Annotated in this window: 20 protein-coding genes; 9 read left to right on the top strand and 11 right to left on the bottom strand. The window is 74.3% G+C overall.

Annotation, left to right across the window (positions count from 1 at the left end):
- Positions 1–169: 169 nt before the first annotated feature.
- Both ATJ97_RS13415 and ATJ97_RS13410 read left to right on the top strand, forming a co-directional pair.
- Entirely contained in the window at positions 170–1,225 is a 1,056-nt protein-coding gene (locus ATJ97_RS13415; protein WP_098484179.1) for a DUF2804 domain-containing protein, read from the top strand.
- A 47-nt stretch (positions 1,226–1,272) separates the two neighbouring features.
- Positions 1,273–2,742, top strand: coding sequence for a glycosyltransferase (locus ATJ97_RS13410; protein WP_143427029.1), 1,470 nt, complete (start codon positions 1,273–1,275; stop codon positions 2,740–2,742).
- A 113-nt stretch (positions 2,743–2,855) separates the two neighbouring features.
- Here the strand turns inward: ATJ97_RS13410 and ATJ97_RS13405 are convergent, their stop codons facing one another.
- Positions 2,856–4,484, bottom strand: coding sequence for a hypothetical protein (locus tag ATJ97_RS13405; protein ID WP_211287233.1), 1,629 nt, complete (start codon positions 4,482–4,484; stop codon positions 2,856–2,858).
- Between the two features lie 255 nt (positions 4,485–4,739).
- On the opposite strand from ATJ97_RS13405, the gene ATJ97_RS13400 reads away from it, so the two are divergent.
- Positions 4,740–5,921 (top strand): ScyD/ScyE family protein, encoded by a 1,182-nt coding sequence (locus ATJ97_RS13400; RefSeq protein WP_098484177.1) that lies wholly within the window; start codon positions 4,740–4,742, stop codon positions 5,919–5,921.
- Positions 5,922–6,130: 209 nt separating this feature from the next.
- Here ATJ97_RS13400 and ATJ97_RS13395 read toward each other — a convergent pair whose 3' ends face one another.
- From ATJ97_RS13395 to ATJ97_RS13380, 4 genes are all read right to left on the bottom strand, one after another.
- A complete protein-coding gene (locus tag ATJ97_RS13395; protein WP_098484176.1) occupies positions 6,131–7,570 on the bottom strand; it encodes a dihydrolipoyl dehydrogenase family protein in 1,440 nt (479 codons plus the stop codon).
- A gap of 26 nt (positions 7,571–7,596) precedes the next feature.
- Positions 7,597–8,493: an MBL fold metallo-hydrolase gene (locus ATJ97_RS13390; RefSeq protein ID WP_098484175.1), complete on the bottom strand. Its 897-nt coding sequence runs from the start codon at positions 8,491–8,493 to the stop codon at positions 7,597–7,599.
- Between the two features lie 121 nt (positions 8,494–8,614).
- Positions 8,615–10,774 carry an acyl-CoA dehydrogenase family protein gene (locus tag ATJ97_RS13385; RefSeq protein WP_098484174.1) on the bottom strand — a complete coding sequence of 720 codons (2,160 nt, stop codon included), beginning with the start codon at positions 10,772–10,774 and terminating at the stop codon, positions 8,615–8,617.
- 118 nt (positions 10,775–10,892) lie between these two features.
- Positions 10,893–11,699: a TetR/AcrR family transcriptional regulator gene (locus ATJ97_RS13380; protein WP_098484173.1), complete on the bottom strand. Its 807-nt coding sequence runs from the start codon at positions 11,697–11,699 to the stop codon at positions 10,893–10,895.
- A 116-nt stretch (positions 11,700–11,815) separates the two neighbouring features.
- Here ATJ97_RS13380 and ATJ97_RS13375 point away from each other — a divergent pair, with 116 nt between their 5' ends.
- The 5 genes from ATJ97_RS13375 to ATJ97_RS13355 all read left to right on the top strand — a co-directional run bounded on the left by ATJ97_RS13375 (position 11,816) and on the right by ATJ97_RS13355 (position 18,431).
- Entirely contained in the window at positions 11,816–13,150 is a 1,335-nt protein-coding gene (locus ATJ97_RS13375) for an acetyl-CoA C-acetyltransferase (protein ID WP_245862505.1), read from the top strand.
- Positions 13,147–14,559 carry a 3-oxoacyl-ACP reductase gene (locus tag ATJ97_RS13370; protein ID WP_098484172.1) on the top strand — a complete coding sequence of 471 codons (1,413 nt, stop codon included), beginning with the start codon at positions 13,147–13,149 and terminating at the stop codon, positions 14,557–14,559. The genes ATJ97_RS13375 and ATJ97_RS13370 overlap by 4 nt, the downstream gene beginning before the upstream one ends.
- On the top strand, positions 14,559–15,596 hold the full coding sequence (locus tag ATJ97_RS13365; protein ID WP_098484171.1) for a MaoC/PaaZ C-terminal domain-containing protein: 1,038 nt from the start codon (positions 14,559–14,561) through the stop codon (positions 15,594–15,596). The genes ATJ97_RS13370 and ATJ97_RS13365 overlap by 1 nt, the downstream gene beginning before the upstream one ends.
- Before the next feature lie 332 nt (positions 15,597–15,928).
- Entirely contained in the window at positions 15,929–16,684 is a 756-nt protein-coding gene (locus ATJ97_RS13360; RefSeq protein ID WP_098484170.1) for a MerR family transcriptional regulator, read from the top strand.
- An 85-nt stretch (positions 16,685–16,769) separates the two neighbouring features.
- Positions 16,770–18,431: an ABC-F family ATP-binding cassette domain-containing protein gene (locus ATJ97_RS13355; RefSeq protein ID WP_098484169.1), complete on the top strand. Its 1,662-nt coding sequence runs from the start codon at positions 16,770–16,772 to the stop codon at positions 18,429–18,431.
- Between the two features lie 33 nt (positions 18,432–18,464).
- On the opposite strand, the gene ATJ97_RS13350 is transcribed toward ATJ97_RS13355, so the two are convergent.
- A complete protein-coding gene (locus ATJ97_RS13350; RefSeq protein WP_098485462.1) occupies positions 18,465–19,019 on the bottom strand; it encodes a YceI family protein in 555 nt (184 codons plus the stop codon).
- 148 nt (positions 19,020–19,167) lie between these two features.
- Here ATJ97_RS13350 and ald point away from each other — a divergent pair, with 148 nt between their 5' ends.
- Positions 19,168–20,301 carry an alanine dehydrogenase gene (ald, locus tag ATJ97_RS13345; protein ID WP_098484168.1) on the top strand — a complete coding sequence of 378 codons (1,134 nt, stop codon included), beginning with the start codon at positions 19,168–19,170 and terminating at the stop codon, positions 20,299–20,301.
- A 3-nt stretch (positions 20,302–20,304) separates the two neighbouring features.
- Here ald and purQ read toward each other — a convergent pair whose 3' ends face one another.
- From purQ to ATJ97_RS13320, 5 genes are all read right to left on the bottom strand, one after another.
- Positions 20,305–21,018, bottom strand: coding sequence for a phosphoribosylformylglycinamidine synthase subunit PurQ (purQ, locus tag ATJ97_RS13340; RefSeq protein WP_098484167.1), 714 nt, complete (start codon positions 21,016–21,018; stop codon positions 20,305–20,307).
- A complete protein-coding gene (locus ATJ97_RS13335; RefSeq protein ID WP_098484166.1) occupies positions 21,018–21,275 on the bottom strand; it encodes a phosphoribosylformylglycinamidine synthase subunit PurS in 258 nt (85 codons plus the stop codon). The genes purQ and ATJ97_RS13335 overlap by 1 nt, the downstream gene beginning before the upstream one ends.
- A 179-nt stretch (positions 21,276–21,454) precedes the next feature.
- Complete coding sequence (locus ATJ97_RS13330; protein WP_245862502.1) at positions 21,455–22,426, bottom strand: nucleoside hydrolase; 972 nt, start codon at positions 22,424–22,426, stop codon at positions 21,455–21,457.
- Positions 22,423–22,977: a cysteine hydrolase family protein gene (locus ATJ97_RS13325; RefSeq protein WP_098485460.1), complete on the bottom strand. Its 555-nt coding sequence runs from the start codon at positions 22,975–22,977 to the stop codon at positions 22,423–22,425. Before ATJ97_RS13325 ends, ATJ97_RS13330 begins: the two co-directional genes overlap by 4 nt.
- Before the next feature lie 65 nt (positions 22,978–23,042).
- Complete coding sequence (locus ATJ97_RS13320; RefSeq protein ID WP_098484165.1) at positions 23,043–24,155, bottom strand: fatty acid desaturase family protein; 1,113 nt, start codon at positions 24,153–24,155, stop codon at positions 23,043–23,045.
- Between the last annotated feature and the right edge of the window lie 144 nt (positions 24,156–24,299).

The following is a 24,299-nucleotide window of genomic DNA, read 5'->3' as shown; positions in this document are numbered from 1 at the left end:
CCTGCTGGACGGACGGTGCCGACGGCGCACGGCCCGGTCGCAGCCGTTGCCAGCGGCTCCGTCGTCCGCGCGGGCGTCCGTGCGGAGTTGGTCACGTCGCCCGCGTCCTCCCGGAACTGTGGGCGACGTATCCGCCCAACCCGAACGCGATCTCGGACATGATGACGGGGTGCTGGCCGAGATCACCGACCCGGTGGACCTGTGCCTCCCGTCGGGGGCCCTCAACCCTGCGGCGGTGGGCTGGACGCGGACCCCGCTGCACCGGGCGAACCTGCGGGTCCTGGCGGACAAGCACGCGTTGCTGGGCGACCCGCTGGGCCGCGCGGCGATGTGGAGCCGCACCAAACGCTGGGAGTACTGGTGCGTCATCACCCCGACGCACATCGTCAGCCTCACCGTCTCGTCGTTGAACTACGCAGGCGTGCACCAGGTCTGGGCGCTGGACCGCGCCACCGGCGAGGAGGTCGACTGCTCGGCCACCGCGCCGCTGGGGCGCGACGTGCGCATGCCCAGCCGGTGCGGGGGCGGCCCGGTCCGCGCACGCGCCGGGCGTCTCGCGATCGCCGTCGACCCGGACTCCGGGGAAGGCCCGCGCCCCGGCGCCCGGCTGCGGGGCATCACCCCCCGGGTGCGGTTCGACCTCACCGTCGAGGTGCCGCCGGGCCACGAGTCCCTCGGCGTCGTCGTGCCGTGGAACGAGCGCCAGTTCCAGTACACCGTCAAGGACGTGGCGCTGCCCGTGTCCGGGTCGCTGTGGATCGACGGCGAGGAGATCGCCGTCGACGCGGACGCCCCCTCCTGGGCGGTGCAGGACTTCGGTCGCGGGCGCTGGCCCTACTCGGTGGTGTGGAACTGGGGCACGGGCTCGGGCGTCGTCGACGGTGTGGTCACCGGGCTCCAGCTCGGCGGGAAGTGGACGGACGGCACCGGGGCGACCGAGAACGCGCTCACCGTGGACGGCCGGGTCCACTACCTCGGCGAGGACCTCTCCTGGGCCTACGACGTCACCGACCGCAGCGCGCCGTGGTTCGTGACCGGCCCGCGGGTCCAGGTGCGGCTCGAGCCGTTCCACGAGCGCGTCTCGAGCATGCGGCTGGGCGTGATCTCGTCCCAGAACCACCAGTGCTTCGGGACCTGGTCGGGATGGGTGGTCGACGACGACGGCGCCCGCCGGTCCGTCGACGGCCTGGTCGGCTTCGCGGAGGACGTCGTCAACCGCTGGTGAGGTGCGTCGGGCTTCCGCGCGACGCCCCGGCGGGGTTGGATCGGGGCATGAGGACGATCGACGTCGATCCGACCCCGCTCGCGACGCTCGCCGGCGCGCTGGACGAGGTGTCCGCCCGCCGCCTGGAGAGCGGTGCCCAGCGCGCCCGCCGGGTGCTCGGCGGACGCACCGTGTGGAACGTCTCCGCGACGGACACGGGCGGTGTCGGGGTGCTGCTCCACGGCCTGCTCCCCTACGCCGCCGGGGCCGGGGTGCGGGTCGGGTGGTTCACGCTCGACGGCGACACCGACTTCTTCACCCTCGCGACCCGGCTGAACCACGCGCTGCACGGCCGCGCCCACGACGGCGACGGGATCGGGCCGGACGAGCGGGCCGACTACGAACGGTGCCTGGCGCTCAACCTCGCGGAGGTGGCGGAGCAGATCAGGCCCGGCGACGTCGTCGTCCTCCACGACCCCGCCGCCGCCGGTCTGGCGCCCGAGCTGCGGCGTCGCGGCGTGTACGTGGTCTGGCGCTGCCACGTCGGCGCGGACGTGCCGGACGAGGTGTCGGAGCGCGCGTGGGCGTTCGTCGAGCCGTACCTGGACGCCGTCGACCGTGTGGTCCTGACGCGGGCGGTCTACCGGCCGGGCTTCCTCGAGCCCGACGGCGTCCGGGTGATCGCGCCGTCGATCGACCCGCTCTCGCCGAAGAACCGCCCCCTCGAGCCGCAGGAGGTCGAGGACATCCTCCGCGCCTGCGGGATCGAGGCCGGCGGGGTAGAGGCGGCGGGCGGGCGACACGCCGCCGCGCGCCTGCCGGGGGACGGCGCACCGCAGCCGGACCCGGTCGTGCCCGGCCCGGGCCCCGTGCGCGTCGGCAGCGCCGGTTCGGACCCGGAGAGCGGCGTGATGCTGGCCGGCGGCCCGGTGCCGGCAGGGGCGCGCGTGATCCTCCAGCTCTCGCGGTGGGACCGCCTCAAGGACATGAACGGCCTGCTCGTGGCGTTCAGCGAGGCGTTCGACGAGCTTCCCCCGGACACGCACCTGCTCCTGGCCGGCGCGCAGGTGGACGAGCACGACGCCGAGGGCGCCGAGGTGCTCAGCCACTGCCTCCAGATCTGGCACGGCCTGGCGGACGAGGTGCGCGACCGCACGCACGTCGCGTGCCTGCCGACCCGGCTGCGGGACGACGCGCTGCTCGTGAACGCGGTGCAGCGCCGCGCGACGGTCGTGGTGCAGAAGAGCCTCGCGGAGGGCTTCGGGCTCAGCGTCGCCGAGGCGCTGTGGAAGGGTCGCCCGGTGGTGGCCACCGCCGTCGGTGGCATCCAGGACCAGATCACCCACGAGGAGAACGGGCTGCTGGTCGACGACCCCGCGGACCTCGAGGGGCTCATGCGGCACGTGGCGCGCCTGCTCGCGGAGCCCGCGTTCGCGGAGCAGCTGGGCACGGAGGCGCACGACCGGGTGCGCCGCGAGGGCCTGTCCGACCGTCACCTGCTCGACTGGGTGGACCTGCTCGCGGAGCTGCTGGGCTGAGTCCCGCGAGCTCGCTCGGCGCCCCCGGTCGGCAGGCGAGCGCTACCCGCGGAACAGGCGCGCTCGCGGTTTCGTGCAGCGGTCGCAGGAGGGCGAGGTGCGGGAGGACGGGGTCAGGCGCCGCTGGGCAGCTCCTCGCGCGCCGGCCCCGCCTGCCGGGCACGCTCGCTGCGGCGCGCCCGCTCGTTGATGACCAGCACGGAGACGAAGGGGACCACGCACCCGACGAGCATCGACAGCACCATGCCGACCGTGTCCGTGGCGACGAAGGGGGCGACGACGGCGGGCAGGTACGCGGTGGCCTCGGCGCCCGTGGCCCCCACCACCAGGCCGCCGAGGGTGGCGGAGCCCAGCGCGACGGCGAACACCTTCCGGTCCGCGAACATGAAGGGGTACGACGCCTCCACGAACGTGCCGAACCCGAAGTTCACCGCGGCCCCGGACGCCGCGAGCGCCCGCTCTCCCGAGGTCCGCGGGCGCACCACGTTGGCGAGGGTGATGCCCAGGCTCACCATCACCAGCGAGACCATGTCCACCGCACCGAAGAAGCTGTGCCCCTTCTCGCCCATCTCCAGCAGCACCAGCGGCAGGATCGCCGCGTGGTAGACGCCGCCCATGATCGCCGGCCACATCACCAGGCCGGCCAGGGCGCCGGCCAGCAGCGGGTTGAACGCCACGAGGGCCTCGATCGCGCTCTTGACGCCCTCACCGACGGCGTTCGTCACCGGCGCCAGCAGGAGGAAGACCACCAGGCCGCCGACGAGGCCGGAGATCCCGCCCGCCACGATGTTCGCCGTCGTGACGGGGAAGCGGTGCGCGAGCGTCCACCGCAGCAGGTAGGCCACCACGACGCCGGCGAGGATGCCGCCGACGAGGCCCCCGACGATCCCGCCCTCCGCGGAGAGCACGCCGGCGACGACGCCGGCCACGATCCCGACCTCGCCGAGACCGGAGACGCGCCGGGCGGCGACGGCGGCCACCACGACCGGCAGCCCGGCGATGAGCGCGTCGAAGACGGGTCCGAGCGCGTCGAGGCCGGGGATCTTCCCGACGGCGAGGACGAGCGCCAGCGCGATGAACGCCGGCAGGGAGCCGACCATGATGCCGCGCAGGGAGATGCGCCGCCAGGGTGAGCCTCCGCCGTCGGACGCCTCGGCGGTGCCCAGCACCGGCCGGTACCTCGTGCCCCAGTGGCGTGCGAGCCCGGCGACGTAGGACACCGCGCGCGTGGTGCTCGTGGAACCGGTCGTCCCGGAGGCCGCGACGAGGTTGAGGCCCTTGGCCTGGGCCGCCGCGATGGACGTGCCGCCCGTGCCGGCGGCGGGAAGCCCGGCGTCGACCGCGGCGCGCACGACGGCGGAGTTGACGCCGTCGGGGTCGGCGCTGACGAGGACCAGCCCGTCCACCTCGCCGGCCGCCACGGCGCGCGCGAGGTCGGCGTCCCGCTCCCCGGCCACCTTGTTCACGTCTGCGAGGGTCCCGGAGACGACCACGGCGACGTCCCCGTCGACGAGGGAGTACAGGCGGGCGGGGGTGTCGTCCCGGGCGGCGTCCATCGACGAGTCGACCGCCACCAGCTGGACGGCGGTCACCTCCATCCCGGCGGCGGCGGCCTGCCGGCGGATGTGCCCGACGAGACCGACCGGGTCGTCACCGCCGTGGCTGTAGAGGTTGCCGCCGGAGGATCCGACGACGGCGAGGCGCCGGGTCGTCGTGGGGGCGTTGACGGGTCGGGGACGCATGGGGACTCCGGATGTCGGGGACAGACCCGCGTAGGGTAGGCGCCCCTCCCACCCCCCGCGGCGGCCGTCCACGCTGAGGGTGATGGGGGCCACGTCCCTCGCGATGCCCCCCATTCCCGGTGACTGCGTTGACCCCCGTTCGGCGCCCCCAGGAAACTGGTCTGGCCGCAGGCCGCATCGACGCGCGCCTCCCATCCCTCCTGACCCGCCCGGCGCGCCAGCCAGGGTCGACCCGCGGCCCGGAGGTGCAACGTCGTGAGACCCACCCGACTGGTGCTGCCAGGCGCCGCGGCGGCACTGCTGCTCGTCCCCCTCGTGGGCGTCGCCCCGGGCGTCGCGCACGACCGCGGCGGTTCCGACGAGGTCACCCTCACGGACCGGACCGTGCTGACGAAGAACCTCGACAACCCGCGCGGGCTGACGGTCGACGACGACGGAGACGTCTTCGTCACGCAGGCCGGCGAGGGTCGCGGCGGCGACCGCCGTGCCCCGTGCTTCCCGGGCCCTGAGGGCGGCGACGTCTGTCTCGGCGCCACGGGAAAGATCACCGAGCTCCACATGCGAGGCGGCTCCGGGCACCTGAAGAGCGTCACCGACGTCGTCAAAGGCCTGCCCTCCATCGGGGCCAAGGCCGACGGGAGCGGCGCGATCGGCCCCTCCGACGTCGCGTTCGACGGGCACGGCCGCCTCTACGCCACCATCGGGCTCGGGGCGGACCCGGCCGTGCGCAACAAGATGCCTGCCGGCAAGTACCGCACCCTCGCGTCCACGCTGGCCACGGTGCAAAAGGTGGACACCCGGCACGGCACCGTGAAGAAGGTCGCCGACATCGGGAACTACGAGCGGAAGGTCAACCCCGAGAAGGACGACTTCGACACCAACCCGAACTCGCTCGTCGCCGACCGCGGCGGCCAGGTCGTGGCCGACGCCGGCGGGAACTCGCTGCTGCGGGTGGACCGGAACGGCAAGGTCTCCACGATCTTCGTCTTCCCGCACGAGGCCCCGGTGAAGACGCCGCAGGGGCAGGTGCGCCCCGACGCCGTGCCGACCACGGTCGTGCGCGGGCCGGACGGTGCCCTCTACGTCGGCCAGCTCACCGGCTTCCCGTTCCCCAAGGGCAAGGCGACGGTCTGGCGCTTCGAGCGCGGTGAGAAGCCGGAGGTCTTCGCCGACGGCTTCACCAACATCATCGACCTCGCCTTCACCGACGACGGCGACCTGCTGGTTCTCGAGATCGCCACGAACGGGCTGCTGTCCGGCAACCCGACCGGAGCGCTGCACTGGGTGGACGCCCACAACACGCGCCACCACAAGGTGCTCACCACCAAGCTCACCATGCCCGGCGGGCTGGTGGTCGACGGGGACCACGTGTACGTGTCGAACAACTCCGCCATGGCGAACAAGGGCGAGGTGCTCCGCTTCACCCTCAAGCACTGACCCCGCTCCAGCCCCCGCTCGCACGCCCCCACCCCCCCGCACACGCGGTGAGACGTCAACTTCTCCGTGAGAGGTCAGGAATTCCTGACCTCTCACGGAGCAAGTGACCTCTCGGGGAGCACGTGACCTCTCGGCGAGCAGGTGACGTCTCGGCGAGCAAGTGACATCTCGGCGAGCAAGTGACGTCTCGCCGCTGGGGAAGGGGCGTGTCAGCGGGAGCGGTCGGTCTCGAGCAGCCGCAGCCACACCTCGCTGGTCGTCGGGTAGGCGGGCACCGCGTGCCACAGCCGCGCGAGCGGCACCTGCCCGACGACGGCGATCGTGGCGGCGTGCAGCAGCTCGGACACGCCCTGGCCGACGAACGTGGCGCCCAGGACCACGTCGCGCTCGTCGTCGACGACCAGCTCGGCCCACCCGGCGTAGTCGTCGGCGAGGAGCGACGCGCCCGCGATCTGACCGAGGTCCTGGTGGACCGTGCGCACCGGGCGGCCGCGGTCCCGGGCCTGGTCGGCGCGCAGCCCCACCTGCGCCACCTGGGGGTCGGTGAACACGACCTGCGGGACGGCCACGTGGTCGGCGGTCGACGCGTACCGGCTCCACGGCTCCGCCGGCCCCGGCAGGTGGCCGGCCGCGCGGGCGGCGAGCGCGTCTCCGACCACCCGGCCCGCGTACTTGCCCTGGTGCGTCAGCGGCGCCCGGCCGGTGACGTCGCCCGCGGCGTAGAGCCAGCCCCCGGCGACGGCGAGCACGCGGCCGGAGTCGTCGACCTCCAGCGCCTCGCCGTCGGCGATCCCCAGCGTGGTCAGGCCGAGCCCGGCGGTGCGCGGGCGGCGGCCGGTGGCGACCAGGAGCTCGTCGGCGGTGAGGGTGCTGCCGTCGTCGAGCCGGACGCGTACCTCGCCGTCGGGCCCGTCCGGCCGCTCGACGCCGACGGCGCCGACCCCGGTGCGCACGTCCACCCCGGCCACGGCGAGCCCGGCGCCGACGAGCCCGGCCACCGGCTCCGGGAACGAGCCGAGCACGCGGCTGCGCGCCAGAAGCGTGACCTCGGCCCCGAGCCGCGCGTACGCCTGCGCCAGCTCGGACCCGGCGACCCCGGCGCCCAGCACGACCAGCCGTCCGGGCACCTCCTGGGCGCTCGTCGCGTCGCGCGTCGTCCAGTACCGGGCGGTGTCCAGCCCGTCGACCGGCGGGCGGGCCGGCTCCGAGCCGGTCGCGACGACGACGCCGTGACGGGCCGCCAGCACCTGCTCACCGCCGTCGGGAAGAGCGACGGTGACCTGCCGCTCGCCGGAGATCCGCCCGCTCCCCCGGACGAGCTCCAGGCCGGCGCCCTCGGCCCACGCGACCTGGCTGGAGTCGTCCCAGTCGTGGGTGAAGGTGGTCCGACGGCGCAGCACCGCCGCAGGGTCGAGCGTGCCGGTCACCGCCTGGGCGGCGCCGTCGACGCGGCGGGCGGCGGCGACCGCCTGCCCCGGCCGCAGCAGCGCCTTGGACGGCATGCAGGCGTAGTACGAGCACTCCCCGCCGACCAGACCGGACTCGACCAGGACCACCTCCAGCCCGCCCCGGTGCGCGTAGTCGGCGACGTTCTCCCCGGTGGAGCCGCCCCCGACCACGACGACGTCCACCTCACGCGTGGTTGCCATGGGCCGAGCCTCCCACCGGGGGCGGCTCACCGACAGCGGAGTGCCCGGAGCAGGCGGACCCCCGGCCTGGGCGGCCGCAGGACTCCCCTGGTCACCTGCCCGGGAGCGAGCCTGCCGGCGCCCCGGACCGTCCGCCGCGGCGCGGGCGTGAGCTCCTGGGCGAGGTGGCGCAGCGGCTCACCGGTGCCGAGGACGAGGGGGCGGCCGTGCCCGGGCGCGAGGATCCTGGGCCGCAGTGCGGCGAGCGCGTTCACCGACCGGCGCGCCGCCTCACGGTCCCACGTGGTCAGCCAGGGCGGTCCGGCGAGCCGCTGGCGCCCGGAGAGCGCACCCACCAGCGAGTTCAGGTTCACGGTCAGGACCGCGTCCCCCGAGAGCACGACGCCGTCGGACCGGCGCCGGTACGCGACGTGCCCGGGGGTGTGACCGGGCGTGAGGACGTACTCCCAGTCGGGGAGCCCGGGCACGACGCCGGTCGGGTCGAGCGGGCGCACGACGTCGGTGATGTCCCCGGCCGCCTCGACCGCCTCCCGGCGGCGGGCCGGCAGCAGTCCCATGAGCGGCGCCACGACCCACCTGTCGAGCGGCATGGAGCGGTCCGGCAGGTACCGCCCCGCCGCCATCACGACCTCGTCGGCATGGACGTGGACGGGGACCTCCCACGCGCGGGCGAGGGTCCCGGCCGCGCCGGAGTGGTCGGGGTGGATGTGGGTCAGGAGGATCGCCGCGGGCCGCACGCCGGGCCCGAGCAGCAGCTCGGCGGCCGCCTCGATCCGCGGTGCGCTGCTGCCCCACCCGGCGTCCACGAGCACCCACGGGCCGCCGGCCGACCGTACGAGGTAGACGTTCGAGGCCGCGACGCCTCGTCCGACGGTGAGCAGGTGGACGCCTGGCGCGATCCTCTCCGGGTAGGGCCCGGCCATGACACCACCTCCACGACCATCGTCCGCCGGTCAGTGCTCCTGCGCAGGAGAAGTCGGCCCGGGCCGACTTCTCCTGCGCGGGAGCACTGACGCCCGAGCAGGGTGCCGGCCCGGTACCGCGTCAGTCCGCCGACGAGGGCTGCGCGACGCCCGCCCGCTGCTGCCCGGCGTGCAGGACCTTCTCGTTCACCGGCTCCTGGCCCGCCGCCCGGAGGCGCCGGAAGTACTCCCGCGCCTCGTCCTGCCGCTCCTTCTCCACCCCGGTGGCGATGGTCGCGCGCAGGTGGCCGGCCGTGTAGCCGAAGGCGTCCACCAGGTCCAGGGCGTGGGGCCGCAGGCGCACCAGCAGGCGGTCGACGTAGCTCGTGACCGTCTTGGCCCGCTGGGCGGAGATGCGCCCGTTCACCAGGTACCAGGCGAGGTTCTTCTCGATCAGCGTCAGCCCGAAGAGGTCGCGCAGGGTGGTGAGCACCTCGCGGGTCCGCTCGTCCCGCACCTTCGGCAGCGCGGCGGTGAAGGCCTCCCACTGGAGCAGCTCGGCGTGGGCGCGGGCCGCCTCGATGAGCTGGTGCTGGTGGGCGTTGAACAGGGCCGCGGCCTCCACGGGCGAGGCCTTGCGCGCCGGGCGCAGGGCCCCGGCGATCTCCTCGACCATGGCCTCGACCCGGTCCTCGAGCAGCTCGCGCTGGGTGTCGGCCTCGCGCAGGTGCCCGGCGGAGCGGGCGCGTGACCCGGAGTCGAGGATCGACTGCGCGGCGCGGCGCAGCGGGGTGCGGTGCAGCGTCATGTCCGCCGCGCGGGCCGCCACGTACCGGGCGGCCCCGGCGATGTCGACCTTCGCCATCTCCTTGCCGTAGTCGGTGAGCAGTCGCTTGCCGACCAGCTGGAGCAGGACGTTGTTGTCCCCCTCGAAGGTGACGTAGACGTCCATGTCCTGGCGCAGCCCGACCAGACGGTTCTCTGCCATGAACCCCGCCCCGCCGCAGGCCTCGCGGGCCTCCTGCAGCGCCTCCAGCGCCAGCCAGGTGGTCAGCGGCTTGGCCGCGGCGGCGAGGGTCTCGAGGTCCTGCCGGTCCGCGTCGGTGTCGTGCTCGCCGGAGAAGACGCCGTGGAAGCGCTCGAGCAGCTCGGCCTGCGCGAACGTCGCGGCGTAGGTGCGCGCCAGGAGCGGCAGCAGGCGGCGCTGGTGCTGCTGGTAGTCGAGGAGGACGACCTCGCTGTGCTCGTCCGCGCCGGTGAACTGGCGGCGTTCGGAGCCGTAGCGGACGGCGATGGCGAGCGCCATCTTGGACACGCTGACCGCGGCGCCGGAGAGCGACACCCGGCCCTGCACCAGGGTGCCGAGCATGGTGAAGAACCGGCGCCCGGGGCTCGCGATGGGCGAGGAGTACGTGCCGTCCGGGGCCACGTCGCCGTAGCGGTTGAGCAGGTTCGTGCGCGGCACGCGGACGTGGTCGAACCACAGCCGGCCGTTGTCGACGCCGTTGAGCCCGCCCTTGTGACCGTCGTCCTCCCCCGCGACCCCGGGCAGGAACCGCAGCCCGCCGTCGCCGTCGTCCTCGCGCAGGGGGACGTAGAAGGCGTGCACCCCGTGGTTGACGCCGCGGGTGACGAGCTGGGCGAACACGACGGCGGCGCGTCCGTGCAGGGCCGCGTTGCCGATGTACTCCTTGCGTGCCGCCGTGATCGGGGTGTGGATCACGAACTCCTCGGCGTCGGCGTCGTAGGTGGCCGTCGTGGCGATCGAGGAGACGTCGGAGCCGTGGCCGATCTCGGTCATGGCGAAGCAGCCGGGCACCGACAGGTCCATGATCCCGGGCAGGAAGCGCCGGTGGTGCTCCTCGCTCCCCAGGTGCAGCACCGCGGAGCCGAACAGTCCCCACTGCACGCCGCCCTTGATCTGCAGGGACGGGTCGGCGACCGCCAGCTCCTCGAACCCGGCGATGTTGCCGCCCGGGTCGTCCTGCCCGCCGAGCTCGACCGGGAAGGCACGCAGCACCTCGCCGGTCCCCACCAGGTCCCGCAGCTGGGCGAGCACGCGCTCGCGGTGCTCCGCCGTCGGCAGGCCCTCGATCTTCTGGAGCTCGGGGCGCAGGGCGAGGTCGCGGGCCCTGCGGCGCAGCTCCCACCAGCGCCCGTCGAGCAGGCGGCCCAGGGCGGTCACGTCGAGCCGGTCGGCCTGGGGGCGGGGAGCGCCGGGGCTGGGCGGCGTGGGCGCGGACGGCGCGAGCGTGCCCGCGGCGGCGGTGCGGGGGTGGTGGACGGGTGAGGTGGTCGTCATCGGGGTCTCCGGTTCACGTCGTCGTGGTTTCCGAGGTGCTGGACTGGTTGCTGCGGGTCGGGTGCTGCGGACGGGGCCGGTCGTGGCGAGCGGCTCACGGGCGGGGACGTCCGGCACGTCAGCCGCCCCGGTTCTGGCGGGCCCTGCGCAGGACGCCGACGGCGCCGTCCCAGAGCCAGTCGGACAGGTGGGCGGCGAGCGTCTCGCGGGGCAGGCCGCCGACGTCCGGCGGGCCGGGTGCTGCCGGCGACCCCGGTGCCGCCGGCGAACCGGGCCGGCCCGGGCCGGCGAGGGCGGGCGCCGGCTGCTGCTCCGCCGTCGGCTCGGCCCGGTCACCGAGCCAGAGGTCGACGGCGCCGCGCACCAGGCCGACGACGCCCGCGGCCCACAGCCGGGCCGCCACCAGGGTCGCCTCGCCGACGTCGGCGCGGGCGTCCGCCCCGGCGTCGTCGTCGCCGCGCAGTGCGGGCAGGACGGCGTCGGTGACGAGGTCCGCGACCTCGGCGACGAAGCCGCGCACCTGCCCCGCGGTGGCCTCCGGGCGGGTGACGAAGGCGTAGACGTGGGGCGAGCCGTCGACCATCTCGAGGTACACGCCGACCATGGCGGAGATCCGCTCCCGCGGTCCGCCGGCCCGGGCGGCGGCCTCCTCGAGCGCCTCGCGCATGCGGCCGAGCACCGCCTGGCCGACCGCCACCTGCAGACCGGTCTTGTCGGTGAAGTACCGGTAGAGGATCGACTTCGAGGTGCCGATCTCCGTGGCGATGTCGTCCATCGACAGGTCGGGGCCGCGGTGGTGGACCGCCCGGCGGGCGGCGCGCACGAGCTCGGCCCGGCGGGCGGCACGGTGGTCGGCCCACCGGGTGGCGCGCCCGTCGGGGGCGGTCGTGAGGTCCGGAAGCTGCCCGGACGGCGTGACTGACATCACGCTACCGACGGTATCAGGTACTGTGAGTACCGCAATCACCGTTCCGCCCACGGACCTTGGTCCTGGGCCGTGCCATCGTCGGCCGTGCGGCCGAGCAGGAAGAGGACGACGACGTGACCTCCACCCCCTCCACCCAGGCCCCCCGGGCCGCGATCATCGGGTCCAACCGGATCCCGTTCGCGAAGGCCGGCAGCGCCTACGCCGGCGCCTCCAACCAGGACATGCTCACCGCCGCGCTCGAGGGTCTGGTGGCCCGCTTCGGGCTGGCCGGCGAGCGGCTGGACGAGGTGGCGGCCGGCGCCGTGCTCAAGCACTCCCGGGACTTCAACCTCGCCCGCGAGACCGTCCTCGGCTCCTCGCTCGACCCGCGCACCCCCGCCTACGACGTCCAGCGCGCCTGCGGCACCGGCCTCGAGGCGATCATCGGCGTGGCGAACAAGATCGCGCTGGGGCAGGCGAGCGTCGGCGTCGGCGGCGGCGTGGACTCCACGTCCGACGCCCCGATCGTCGTCTCCGACCGGCTGCGCAAGGCGCTGCTGAGGGCGAGTCGCGCAAAGACGCTGCCGGACCGACTCAAGGCCTTCGCCTCCCTGCGTCCGCGCGACCTGGCCCCGGTCGCCCCCGACGTCGCCGAGCCGCGCACCGGGCTGAGCATGGGCGAGCACCAGGCCCTGACGACGGCGCGGTGGGGCATCACCCGGGAGGACCAGGACGCCCTGGCGCTCGCCTCCCACCAGAACCTCGCCGCGGCGTACGAGCGCGGGTTCTTCGAGGACCTCCTGACGCCGTACCGGCGCCTGACGCGCGACGAGTCCCTGCGCGCCGACACCTCGCCGGAGAAGCTCGCCAAGCTCAAGCCGGTGTTCGGGAAGAACGGCACCACCGGTGGCCCCGCCGCCTCGATGACGGCCGGCAACTCCACCCCGCTCTCCGACGGCGCCTCCACCGTGCTCCTCTCCTCCGACGAGTGGGCGGCCGAGCGGGGCCTGCCCGTGCTCGCGCACGTCGTCGACGCCCAGGTGGCGGCCACCGACTTCGTCGGCGGGCAGGAGGGCCTGCTCATGGCGGGCGCCTACGCCATCCCGGCGCTCCTGGAGCGCAACGGCATGACGCTCGAGGACTTCGACCTGGTCGAGATCCACGAGGCGTTCGCCTCCACCGTGCTCGCCACGCTCGCCGCGCTCGAGGACGAGGACTTCTGCCGCACCCGGCTCGGGCTGGACGGCGCGTTCGGCAAGGTCGACCGGTCGCGGCTGAACGTCACCGGCTCGTCCCTGGCCGCGGGCCACCCGTTCGCGGCGACCGGCGGCCGGATCGTCGGCACCCTCGCCAAGCTCCTGCGCGAGCAGGGCGAGTCCGAGGTGCGGCCCGGGCAGCGCGCCCGCGGGCTCATCTCGGTCTGCGCGGCCGGCGGCCAGGCGGTCACGATGATCCTGGAGGCGGCGTGAGCGACACCTACCTCGAGCTGGTGAACTCCGGCGTCACCGCCTCCCTCGCGAAGAAGCTCGGGCTGCCTCGGCCGGCGCGGCTGCGGCGCACGGACCCGTCCTCGGTGGACAGGCCGCTCACGCCCGGTCCGGTGCTCGTCCTCTCCGACGCCCGTGCCACGACCGAGGCGGACACCCTGGCCCAGGGCCTGCTCGACTGGGACCTGGACGTGCGGCGGGACAGCCGGCTGAGCGACCACGAGCGCTGGGGCGCCGTCGTGGTGGTGCTCACGGGGCTGGAGCACCCGCGTGACCTCGCCGCTCCGGCGCTCGAGCTGGGCTCGGTCCTGCGCGGCCTCGCCCCGGGCGGGCGGGTGGTGACGCTGTCGCGCACCTCCCCCGCCGTTGTCGCGGACCCCTCCGGGACCGACGGCTCCGGCGACGGCGCCGCCCCGGCCGTCGCCGCGGCGCGGCACGGCGTGGACGGCTTCCTCCGTTCGGTGGCCAAGGAGCTGCGCGCCGGGGCGACCGCCAACGGGCTCGTCCTCGCCGACGGCGTCGCCGTCGACGCCCCGTCCGTGCGCGGCGGGCTGCGCTTCCTCCTCTCGGCGCGCTCGGCGTTCGTCGACGGCCAGCTGCTGCAGGTCGGGACCGACGGCGGGACCGAGCCGGCCGACTGGGCGCGCCCGCTCGCGGGCACGGTCGCCGTCGTCACGGGCGCGGCCCGTGGCATCGGCGCGGCCGTGGCCCGGGTGCTGGCCCGCGACGGCGCCCACGTGATCGGCGTGGACGTCCCGGCCGCCGGTGACTCGCTCAGCGCGGTCATGAACGAGGTGGCCGGCGTCGCGCTCCAGCTGGACATCACCGCCGAGGACGCCGCCGAGCGGATCCTTGCGGTCGCCCGCAGCCGCTACGGGCACCTGGACGTCGTCGTGCACAACGCCGGCATCCTGCGGGACAAGCTGCTCGCCAACATGACGCCGGACAGGTTCGAGGACCTGCTGGCCGTCAACATCACCGCGCCCCTGCGGATGAACGAGACGTTCGCCCGGCCCGGGGTCCTCGGCGGCGGGGCAGGCGCGCCGCGGATCATCTCGCTGGCCTCGACGTCGGGCATCGCCGGCAACCGCGGCCAGACGAACTACGGCGCCGCGAAGGCCGGGATCATCGGGATGACGCGGGCGCTCGCCGGACCCGTGGGTCGCGCGGGCGGAACGGTGAACGCCGTCGCCCCCGGCTTCATCGAGACGGACATGACGGCGAGGATCCCGCCGCTGCCGCGCCAGATCGCCCGCTGGGGCAGCTCGCTGCAGCAGGGTGGCCGGCCCGTGGACGTCGCCGAGGCGATCGCGTTCCTCGCCTCCCCGCAGGCGGGCGGCATCAACGGTCAGACGCTGCGCGTGTGCGGCCAGATGCTGGTGGGCCAGTGATGGCGGAGCTGCGCAAGGGGCCGAGGTTCGTCCGCACGTCGGGCACCTCGGGCCCGGCGGCCGGTCCGCCGTCGGGCTACCGGGAGCAGGTGCTCCGGGAGATGCCGTCGCTCGGGCGTCTCTACGCCAAGGCGCTGGGGCGTATGCGCCAGCTGGTGCTCGCCCGGCCCGTGGCCGGCGAGCTGCCCGCGGTCGTGCTGCGGGTCGACGGCGTGCGGCCCGACGTCGCGGCGCTGTCCGAGTACCAGCACCTGATCGGCGAGCCGGGCACCGACGTCCTCCCCGCCGGGTACGTGCACGTGATGGCGTTCCCGCTGGCGATGGCCGTCATGGTGCGCGAGGACTTCCCCCTGCAGGTGCTGGGCCTGGTCCACGTGTCGAACCGCGTGGAGGTCCACCGCCGGCTCGGGTTGGACGACGTCGTCACCGTGCGGGCGTGGGCGCAGGACGCCCGCGAGCACGCGCGCGGCGCCACGGTGGACCTGGTGGTCGAGGTGGCCGACGAGCGCGGACTCGCCTGGCGCGGGGTCTCCACCTATCTCGCCAAGGGCCGCCCCCCGCAGGGCCTGACGCTGGCCCCGGCCCTCGAGCGGGGCGGACGGCCGGCACCTCCGGAGGTCCCGACGGCGGTGTGGCGCCTCGGTCCCGACGTCGCGGCGCGCTACGCGGAGGTCTCCGGGGACCGCAACCCCATCCACGTCTCGCGCCTGGGCGCCCGACTGTTCGGCTTCCCCCGGCCCATCGCCCACGGGATGTACACGGCAGCGCGCGCCCTGGCCTCGACGCCGCCGGCGCTGCGCCGCGGACCGTTCACGTGGTCGGTGGACTTTGCCAAGCCGGTGCTCCTGCCGGCGACAGTCGCGTTCGGGACGGAGCCGGCCGGCACCGGTGCGCTCGACGACGGCGCGACCGCCGGTAGTGCGCCCGCCGACGGTCCGGCCGCAGGCGGTGCGACCGCCGACGGCGGGGTGCGGTTCGCGCTGTGGGGTAGGCGTTCCGGGTCCGTGCACCTGACCGGCGAGGTTCTCCCCGGCTGACCGAGGAGAAGACAAGGAGCCTTCCGGCTGCGAGCCGGGCCCCTTCCCCAGCCGCGGCGGTCTCGCTGGCGCCCTCCGGAGCGAGACCGCCGCCGTCGTGCGTCAACATCCACGAATGTTTTCCACCGTGCCTGTCCACAGGGTTGTGCACATACACACACACCTGCGCCCGAACCTGTGGACGGACAGTAAGCGGCCGGACATGTCCTGTTCATCCCAGTTGGCCGGGATCCTCCCCGCCGGCCCGGGACGCCCGCTCCCACTGGTCCGAGCCCTTGCGGTTGACGCAGCGTCAACTGCCATCCTGGCTCTCGTCGAGGGACGGAGGAGCAGTGGAGTGGTCGATCCACGAGGTGACCAGGGCGACCGGCACCACGAGCCGCGCGCTGCGCCACTACGGGCAGATCGGGCTGCTCGAGCCGTCCCGCACGGGCCACGCCGGCCTGCGGTACTACGACGAGGACGCGCTCGTGCGTCTGCAGCGGATCCTGCTGCTGCGCGAGCTCGGCCTGTCGCTGACCGCGATCGCCGACGTGCTCGACGGCGGGCAGGACGTCACCGACGCGCTGCGCACCCACCTCGCACTCCTCGAGCAGGAGCGCGAGCGGGTGGACCGGCAGATCGCCTCGGTACGTCGCACGATCGAGAAGCGGGAAGGAGGTGAACAGCTCGTGGCAGAGGAGATGTTCGACGGTTTCGACCACACGCAGTACAAGGACGAGGTCGAGCAGCGCTGGGGCAGGGACGCCTACGCCGCCGGTGACCGGTGGTGGCGCAGCCTGGGCGCGGACGAGAAGAAGTCCTGGCAGGAGCGGGCGGCGCAGCTCGGCACCGACTGGGTCGCGGCGGCCGAGCGGCACGTCGCCCCGGACAGCGAGGAGGCGCAGGCTCTCGCGCAGCGGCACTTCGACTGGCTCCGAGGCATCCCGGGCACGCCCGGAGGCGCGACGGGCCCGACGAGGGAGTACTTCGTCGGCCTGGCGGAGATGTACGTCGCCGATCCCCGGTTCGCGGAGAACTACGGCGGGGCGGACGGTGCCGCGTTCGTCCGCGACGCGATGACGGTCTACGCCGACCGTCACCTGTGACGGACGGTGTGTCCGCGGGGGCGTGAGCACCCGCACGTACGCCGGGCCGGGGCTGCAGACCCGGCCGACGACGTAACCTCTGTCCATGCCGGCCACCCTCCACGTGACGGACTTCGGCGCGTCCCACGGGGCCCGCCGGCTGTTCTCCGACCTCACCCTCACCGTCGCCCCGGGCGACGTGTGGGGCCTCGTCGGCGCCAACGGCGCCGGAAAGTCCACCCTGCTCGCGGCGCTCGCCGGACTCCCCTCGCGGGCCGACCTCGAGGGCCGCACCACCCTGGCCCCGCCGCACGCCACGGTGGGCTACCTCGCCCAGGAGCCCGAGCGCCGCCCGGGCGAGACGGTCCTCGACCTCCTTCGGCGCCGCACCGGCGTCACCGAGGCCGCGGAGGCCATGGACGCGGCCGCCCAGGCAATGTCCGAGATGCCCGACGACGGCGAAGCGGCCGACGCCTACGCCGTCGCCCTGGAGCGGTGGCTGGCCCTGGGCGGCGCCGACCTCGACGAGCGGGCCGCGGCCGCGGCGGCCGACGTCGGCCTCGACGTCCCGCTCGACGCGCCGACCACCACCCTCTCCGGCGGCCAGGCCGCCCGCGCGGGGCTGGCCGCGCTGCTGCTGTCCCGCTACGACGTCCTGCTCCTGGACGAACCCACCAACGACCTGGACCTCGCCGGGCTGGACCGCCTGGAGCGGTTCGTCGCCGAGACGCGCTCCCCGCTCGTGGTCGTCAGCCACGACCGCGAGTTCCTCGCCCGCACCGTCACCGGCATCGTCGAGCTGGACCTGGCCCAGCAGCAGGTCTCCGTCTACGACGGCGGCTACGAGGCCTACCTCGCCGAGCGCGAGCTCGCCCGCACCCGCGCGCGGGACGCCTACGAGGAGTACGCGGGGAGGATGGCGGGCCTGAAGGACCGGATCCAGACCCAGAAGACGTGGGTCGAGAAGGGCGTCCGCACCGCCCGCAAGAAGGCCAAGGACCCGGACAAGCACATCAAGGCCCGCGCCCTCGCCCGGACCGAGAAGCAGGCCGCCAAGGTCAGTCAGTCCGAGCGCGCCATCGAGCGCCTGGAGAAGGAGCGTGTCGAGGAGCCGCGCAAGGAGTGGGAGCTGCGCATGTCGATCGCGCAGGCCCCCCGCAGCGGGAGCGTCGTGGCGGTGCTCGACGGCGCCGTCGTCCGGCGGGGCGGGTTCCTCCTCGGGCCGGTGACCACCCAGGTCAACCACGCCGACAGGATCGTCGTCACGGGCGCCAACGGCTCGGGCAAGTCCACGCTCCTCGCGCTCCTGCTCGGCCGCCTCGCCCCCGACGAGGGGAGGGCCGCACTGGGGGCCGGGGTCGCCGTCGGCGAGGTGGACCAGGCCCGCGCCATGTTCACGCGGGAGGAGCCGGTGGCCCGGACGTTCGGCGAGCTGCTGCCGGAGTGGGCGGAGGCGGACGTGCGCACGCTGCTGGCCAAGTTCGGGCTCGGCGGCGAGCACGCCACCCGCGCGGCTGCGTCCCTCTCCCCCGGCGAGCGCACCCGCGCCGCCCTCGCCCTGCTGCAGGCGCGCGGCACCAATTTGCTGGTGCTCGACGAGCCGACGAACCACCTCGACCTGCCCGCGATCGTCCAGCTCGAGCAGGCGATCGAGTCCTTCCCGGGCACCGTCCTGCTCGTCACGCACGACCGGCGGATGCTCGGCCACGTGCGGGCGACCCGCCGGTGGCAGCTCGACGCGGGCCGGCTCGCCGAGCTGGCGGTGTGACCGGCCGTGCCCGGCCCGGCGTGAGCGCCGCGGTCAGTCCTCGACCTTCACGGCCGAGATCTCGAACTCGAGGTTGATCTTCTCGGAGACCAGGACGCCGCCGGTGTCGAGGGCCACCTGCCACTCCAGCCCCCAGTCCCGCCGGTTGACCCGCCGGGTGGCCTCGAAGCCCGCGCGGAGCCTGCCCTCCGCGTCGCGGTGGATGCCGGTGGACTCGAGCGGGATCGCGACCTGCTTGGTGACGTCGCGGATCGTCAGGTCGCCGACGACCATGTAGGCGTTGTCCTCCACCTCGTCCACCGTGGTGCTGCGGAACACGATCTCCGGGAAGCGCTCGACGTCGAAGAAGTCCGCGCTGCGCAGGTGCTCGTCACGCTGGGCGTTGCGGGTGTCCACGCTCGCCGCCCTGATGGTCACCACGACGGACGACTTCGACGGGTCGCCCTCCTCGACGTGGATGTGTCCCTCGACGTCGTTGAAGGCGCCCCGCACCTTCGTCACCATGGCGTGGCGGGCCGAGAAGCCCACGCGGGTGTGGGCCGGGTCGAAGACCCACTCGCCGCTGAGGGACGAGTCGAGATCGGTCATCATGACTCCCTTGTCTGGGCTCCGTCGTTGCCCGAATGACCGGAATTCTCGCACCAGATCACCAGCGCGAGGGACGGATTGCGACCGTAGACTTCGCAGCGCAGGGGGCGACGGCCGGCCGCCCCGCCATCCACGAGGACGTGGTCACATGCGGATCTCCGTGCCGCGCGAGGTCAAGAACACCGAGCTGCGCGTGGCGATCACCCCGTCCGGGGTCGACCAGCTCGTCCGGGCCGGGCACGAGCTCTACGTCGAGACGGGGGCGGGCACGGGCTCCTCCATCGCCGACGACGACTACGCCGCGGCCGGTGCCACCGTGCTGCCCGGCCCCGACGAGACCTGGGCGGCCGGGGACCTGGTGCTCAAGGTCAAGGAGCCGGTGGCCGAGGAGTACCACCGGATGCAGGAGGGGCAGACCCTCTTCACGTTCCTCCACCTGGCTGCCGACCGTCGGCTCACCGAGGAGCTCCTGGCCCGGAAGGTCACGGCCGTCGCCTACGAGACGGTCGAGCTGGACGACGGCAGCCTGCCGCTGCTGGCGCCGATGAGCGAGGTCGCCGGCCGGCTGGCGCCGATGGTGGGCTCGCACACGCTGCTCAGCTCCGAGGGCGGGCGCGGCGTGCTGCTGGGCGGGGTCTCAGGGGTGTACGCGGCGAAGGTCGTGGTCATCGGCGCCGGTGTGGCCGGGATGAACGCCGCCGCGATCGCGCTCGGGATGCAGGCGGAGGTGCTGCTCCTGGACAAGGACCTCGGCAAGCTGCGCCACGCCGACGCGATCTACCAGGGCCACTGCCAGACCGTCGCCTCCAACGCGTACGAGATCGACCGGGCGATCGCCGACGCGGACCTCGTCATCGGGGCGGTCCTCGTGCGCGGGGCGCGGGCACCGAAGCTCGTCAGCGACGAGCAGGTCGCCCGGATGAGGCCCGGCTCCGTCGTCGTCGACATCGCCATCGACCAGGGCGGCTGCTTCGAGGGTGCCCGGCCCACCACCCACAGCGACCCCACGTACCGGGTGCACGACACCGTCTACTACTGCGTGGCGAACATGCCCGGCGCGGTGCCGCACACCTCGACCTACGCCCTGACGAACGTGACGGTGCCGTACGCGCTCGAGCTGGCGGGGCGGGGGTGGCGCGAGGCGATGCGGGCCGACCCGGCGCTCGCCAAGGGGCTGAACACCCACGACGGCGCGCTCGTGTGCGCGCCGGTCGCCGCCGCGCACGGGATGGCGGCGACCCCGCTGGATGACGTGCTGGACGGTCGGACGGTCAGGCGCTGACGGTCAGGCGCTGACGAGCGAGCCCAGCACCGAGGTGAAGAGCTTCAGCCCGTCGGTGCCGCTGCGTGGGGCGCCGCCCATGTCGGGGCCGAACCCGGCCTCGACGGCGTGCTCGGGGTGCGGCATGAGGCCGACGACGTTGCCGCGCTCGTTGCTCACGCCGGCGATGTCGCGCAGGGAGCCGTTGGGGTTGCCGCCCTCGTAGCGGAAGACGACCTGGCCCTCGCCCTCGAGCCGGTCGAGCGTGGCGTCGTCGGCGACGAAGCCGCCCTCACCGTTCTTCAGCGGGATGGTGATGACCTGGCCGGCCTCGAGGTCGGACGTCCACGCGGTGGAGTCGTTGACCACGCGCAGCTGCTGGTCGCGGCAGATGAAGCGCTGGTGGTCGTTGCGGATGAGCGCGCCCGGGAGGAGGTGCGCCTCGCAGAGGATCTGGAAGCCGTTGCAGATCCCGAGGACGGGCAGGCCGCCGCGGGCGGCCTCCACCACCTCGGTCATGACGGGGGCGAACCGGGCGATGGCGCCGCAGCGCAGGTAGTCGCCGTAGGAGAAGCCGCCGGGCAGGACGACGGCGTCGACGCCCTGAAGGTCCGCGTCGGCGTGCCAGAGCGCCACGGGCTCGGCGCCGGCGAGACGCACCGCGCGGGCGGCGTCGCGGTCGTCGAGGGAGCCGGGGAAGGTGACGACGCCGATGCGCGCACCGGAGGCGGTGGCCATCAGCGGGCCCCGTCCGCGTCGTACACGCCGACGACGTCCTCGATGATCGGGTTCGACAGGGCGGTCTCGGCGGCCTGGCGGGCGGCGGCGAGCAGCTCGTCGGTGACCTCGCCCTCGACGCTCAGCTCGAAGCGCTTGCCCTGTCGCACCCCGGTGAACTGGTCGAGTCCCAGGCGGGGCAGCGCCCCGGCGACGGCCTTGCCCTGGGGGTCGAGGATCTCGGGCTTCGGCATGACCTCGACGACGATGCGTCCCATGTGTGTGCGCTCCTTGGGATGGACGACGGCGAGGCCAGGGTAGCCGCTGCGCACGGGCGGGAGCCGGGGCGTCCGCCGTCGGCCGAGCGGCCGGGCCGCCGAGGTCGCGGCGTGCGGCGACCGCCGCGCCGGGCGTCCGGGGGGCGTCGCACGGCGCGGAGGCGCGGCGTCCCGCGGCGTCAGGGCAGGCGGGCGACGGCGCCGGTGACGAGGTCCCAGAACCGCGGGACGTCGAGGTCGGTGGCGACGAGGTGGTCGAGATCACGCCCCTCCCGGCCGCGCAGGTCCGTGACCGTCATGCCGCGCGTGTGCTGACCGTGCAGCTCGACGTCCACATGCCCGGGGCGCACCCGGACGATGTCGGGGACGACGGCACGGACGAGCGCGCAGACGTCGTGCACGGGCGGGGAGGCGAACCCCTGCTTGGCCAGGTAGGCGGGCCCGAAGAAGTCCAGCATGTCGACGACGAAGTCGCCGGCCCGGGTGCCCATCCCGGCGAACCGCTCGCGCACCTCCGGGGTGGCCAGCGCCTGGTGGGTGAGGTCGAGGCCGACCATCGTCACGCGCCACGGCGCCGTGAAGACGATGTGGGCGGCCTCGGGGTCGGTGTAGATGTTGAACTCGGCGGCCGGGGTGACGTTGCCCTTGGTGTAGCCACCGCCCATGAGGACCACCTCGGCGACGCGCCCGGCGATCGCCGGCTCCCGGCGGACGGCGGCGGCGACGTTGGTCAGCGGCCCGGTGGGCACGAGGGTCAGGGTGCCGGGCTCGGCGGCCATGACCGTCTCGACGATGACGTCGACGCCGTGGCGCGGGTCCAGCGCCACCGTGGGCTCGGGCAGCACCGGGCCGTCGAGCCCGCTCGCGCCGTGGGTCTCGGAGTCGGTCAGGACGGCACCGGAGACGAGCGGCCGGTCGCAGCCGGCCGCCACCACGACCCCCTCCAGCCCGGCGACGGTCGCGACGGCGAGCGCGTTGCGGGTGACCTTCTCCAGGGTCTGGTTGCCGCCCACCGTGGTGATCCCGGCGATCTCGACGCCGGGCAGGCCGGCGGCGGTGAGGATGGCGAGCGCGTCGTCGTGCCCGGGGTCGACGTCCAGGAGGAGGCGCACCGGCGTCACGTCGCCGGCGCCTGCGCCCGGCGCGCTCACGCGAGCACGTCCGCGCTGGTCACGACCGTGATCTGCGGGGCGTAGAGCGCCATCGCGCCCAGCGCCCGCCGGTGGTTGTCCTCGCTGGACCCGGCGCAGGCGTCGGCGACGACGTCGACCTGGGCGCCGCCGTCGGCCGCGGCGAGGGCGGTCGACAGGACGCAGCAGTCCGTGGCGGCGCCGGTCAGGCGCAGGTGCGGCGTCGGGCCGGTGAGGGCCCGCAGGGCCGGGGTCCACTTGCCGAAGGTCGGTTCGGTGACGACGGCGGCCGGCAGGTCCCGCAGGGTGGGCACGACCTCGTAGAGGGGGTCGCCGTCGGGCACCTGCGCGAAGGACCACTCGCGGTAGTACGGCTCCCAGGAGCCGGTCGGCCGCTGCGGGGCGACGAACCGGGTGACGACCACCCGGCCGGGGTGGACCTCGGCGAGCCGGCGGACCGGCTCGACGATGGCGTCGAAGTCGGGCGCCGCCCACGGGCTGGGCGGCTCGGCGAAGATGCGCTGCGGGTCGATCACGACCAGCCAGGGGGCGTCGGCGTCGTCTGCGGTCACGGCCGAGACGCTACCGTGCGGCGCGCGCCGGGCGTGGGCGCCGAGCGCGGCCCCCGGACCGGTGCTCAGACGCGGTACTGCGCCGCCAGCGGGCAGGCCCACACGTCGAGACCGCCGCGCCCGACCTGGTTGATGTACCGGGTGACGGCCACGTAGGACTGCCCGATCGACGTCTCGGTGTAGCGCACGCCGAGCTTCTCGCAGTACTCGCGCACGATCGGGGCCACCTTGCGCAGGTGGGGGCGCGCCATCGAGGGGAACAGGTGGTGCTCCACCTGGAAGTTGAGCCCGCCCATGAACGTGTCGACCCAGCGGCCGCCGGTGATGTTGCGGCTCATGAGGACCTGGCGGCGCAGGAAGTCGATCTTGACGTCCGGCGGCACGATCGGCATGCCGATGTGGTTGGGGGCGAACGACAGTCCCATGTAGAGGCCGAAGACGGCGAGCTGGATACCGATGAACGCCAGTGCCTTGCCGGGGGGCAGGACGATGAAGACGAACGCGAAGAACGTCACCAGCCGCACACCGATGAACGCGGCCTCGACACCACGTCGCTTGACCTCTCCGCGGGAGAACAGCCGCTTGACGCCCTGCACGTGGAGGTTGACGCCCTCGAGGAGCAGCAGCGGGTAGAAGAACCAGCCCTGCTTGCTGGCCAGCCAGCGCGTCAGCGGGGTCTTGCGCGCCTCGGCGGCCTGCGGGGTGAACGCGAGCACGCCGGAGGCGATGTCGGGGTCGGCGTCGAGCTTGTTCGGCGCGGCGTGGTGCTTGTTGTGCTTGCGCTGCCACCAGCCGTGGCCCATGCCGGCGAAGAGGTTGATGACGACGAGGGAGACCCACTCGTTCCACTTGCCGGAGACGAAGATCTGCCGGTGCGCGGCGTCGTGCCCGAGGAAGGCGATCTGCGTCATGAGGAGCGCGAGGACGACGGCGGTGACCATCTGCCACCAGCTGTCCCCGACCAGCACGAAGACGACCGCGAGCGCCAGGCCCGCCGCGGGCAGCCCGAGGAGCTTGGACCAGTAGTAGCCGTACCGGCGTCTCATCAGGCCGGCCTTCTGGACGACGGCGGTGAGCGCGGTGAAGTCGCTCAGCTGCCGTTCGCGCGCGGCGCCGCGACGGGGCCGCACGGGCTGGTCGGGCCCGTCCGTGCCGGTGTGGGTGAGCGTCTGGGTCATCGGTACCGCCTGTGGTCGCACGTGAACGCGACCTGCGGCCGCCCGGTGACCGGTTCCGGCCTCCTGGGCCGAGTCTGGCACCTCCGCGCGGATCGCGACACCCCTACCTACGGAGGCGTAGGTCCGAGCGGCGTGTCCGGTCGG

It is taken from the genome of Georgenia soli (genome assembly GCF_002563695.1).
GTDB lineage: Bacteria > Actinomycetota > Actinomycetes > Actinomycetales > Actinomycetaceae > Georgenia > Georgenia soli.
The sequence above is the reverse complement of the archived record's forward strand: the minus strand, read 5'-3'. Positions and strand labels throughout refer to the sequence as shown.

Bases quoted from the DNA above. Each gene is read 5' to 3' on its own strand.
- ATJ97_RS13410 (WP_143427029.1), top strand. From the start codon at position 1,273: ATGAGGACGATCGACGTCGATCCGACCCCGCTCGCGACGCTCGCCGGC.
- ATJ97_RS13405 (WP_211287233.1), bottom strand. From the start codon at position 4,484: ATGCGTCCCCGACCCGTCAACGCCCCCACGACGACCCGGCGCCTCGCC.
- ATJ97_RS13395 (WP_098484176.1), bottom strand. From the start codon at position 7,570: ATGGCAACCACGCGTGAGGTGGACGTCGTCGTGGTCGGGGGCGGCTCC.
- ATJ97_RS13390 (WP_098484175.1), bottom strand. From the start codon at position 8,493: ATGGCCGGGCCCTACCCGGAGAGGATCGCGCCAGGCGTCCACCTGCTC.
- ATJ97_RS13385 (WP_098484174.1), bottom strand. From the start codon at position 10,774: ATGACGACCACCTCACCCGTCCACCACCCCCGCACCGCCGCCGCGGGC.
- ATJ97_RS13380 (WP_098484173.1), bottom strand. From the start codon at position 11,699: ATGTCAGTCACGCCGTCCGGGCAGCTTCCGGACCTCACGACCGCCCCC.
- ATJ97_RS13365 (WP_098484171.1), top strand. From the start codon at position 14,559: ATGGCGGAGCTGCGCAAGGGGCCGAGGTTCGTCCGCACGTCGGGCACC.
- ATJ97_RS13355 (WP_098484169.1), top strand. From the start codon at position 16,770: ATGCCGGCCACCCTCCACGTGACGGACTTCGGCGCGTCCCACGGGGCC.
- ATJ97_RS13350 (WP_098485462.1), bottom strand. From the start codon at position 19,019: ATGACCGATCTCGACTCGTCCCTCAGCGGCGAGTGGGTCTTCGACCCG.
- ald (WP_098484168.1), top strand. From the start codon at position 19,168: ATGCGGATCTCCGTGCCGCGCGAGGTCAAGAACACCGAGCTGCGCGTG.
- purQ (WP_098484167.1), bottom strand. From the start codon at position 21,018: ATGGCCACCGCCTCCGGTGCGCGCATCGGCGTCGTCACCTTCCCCGGC.
- ATJ97_RS13335 (WP_098484166.1), bottom strand. From the start codon at position 21,275: ATGGGACGCATCGTCGTCGAGGTCATGCCGAAGCCCGAGATCCTCGAC.
- ATJ97_RS13320 (WP_098484165.1), bottom strand. From the start codon at position 24,155: ATGACCCAGACGCTCACCCACACCGGCACGGACGGGCCCGACCAGCCC.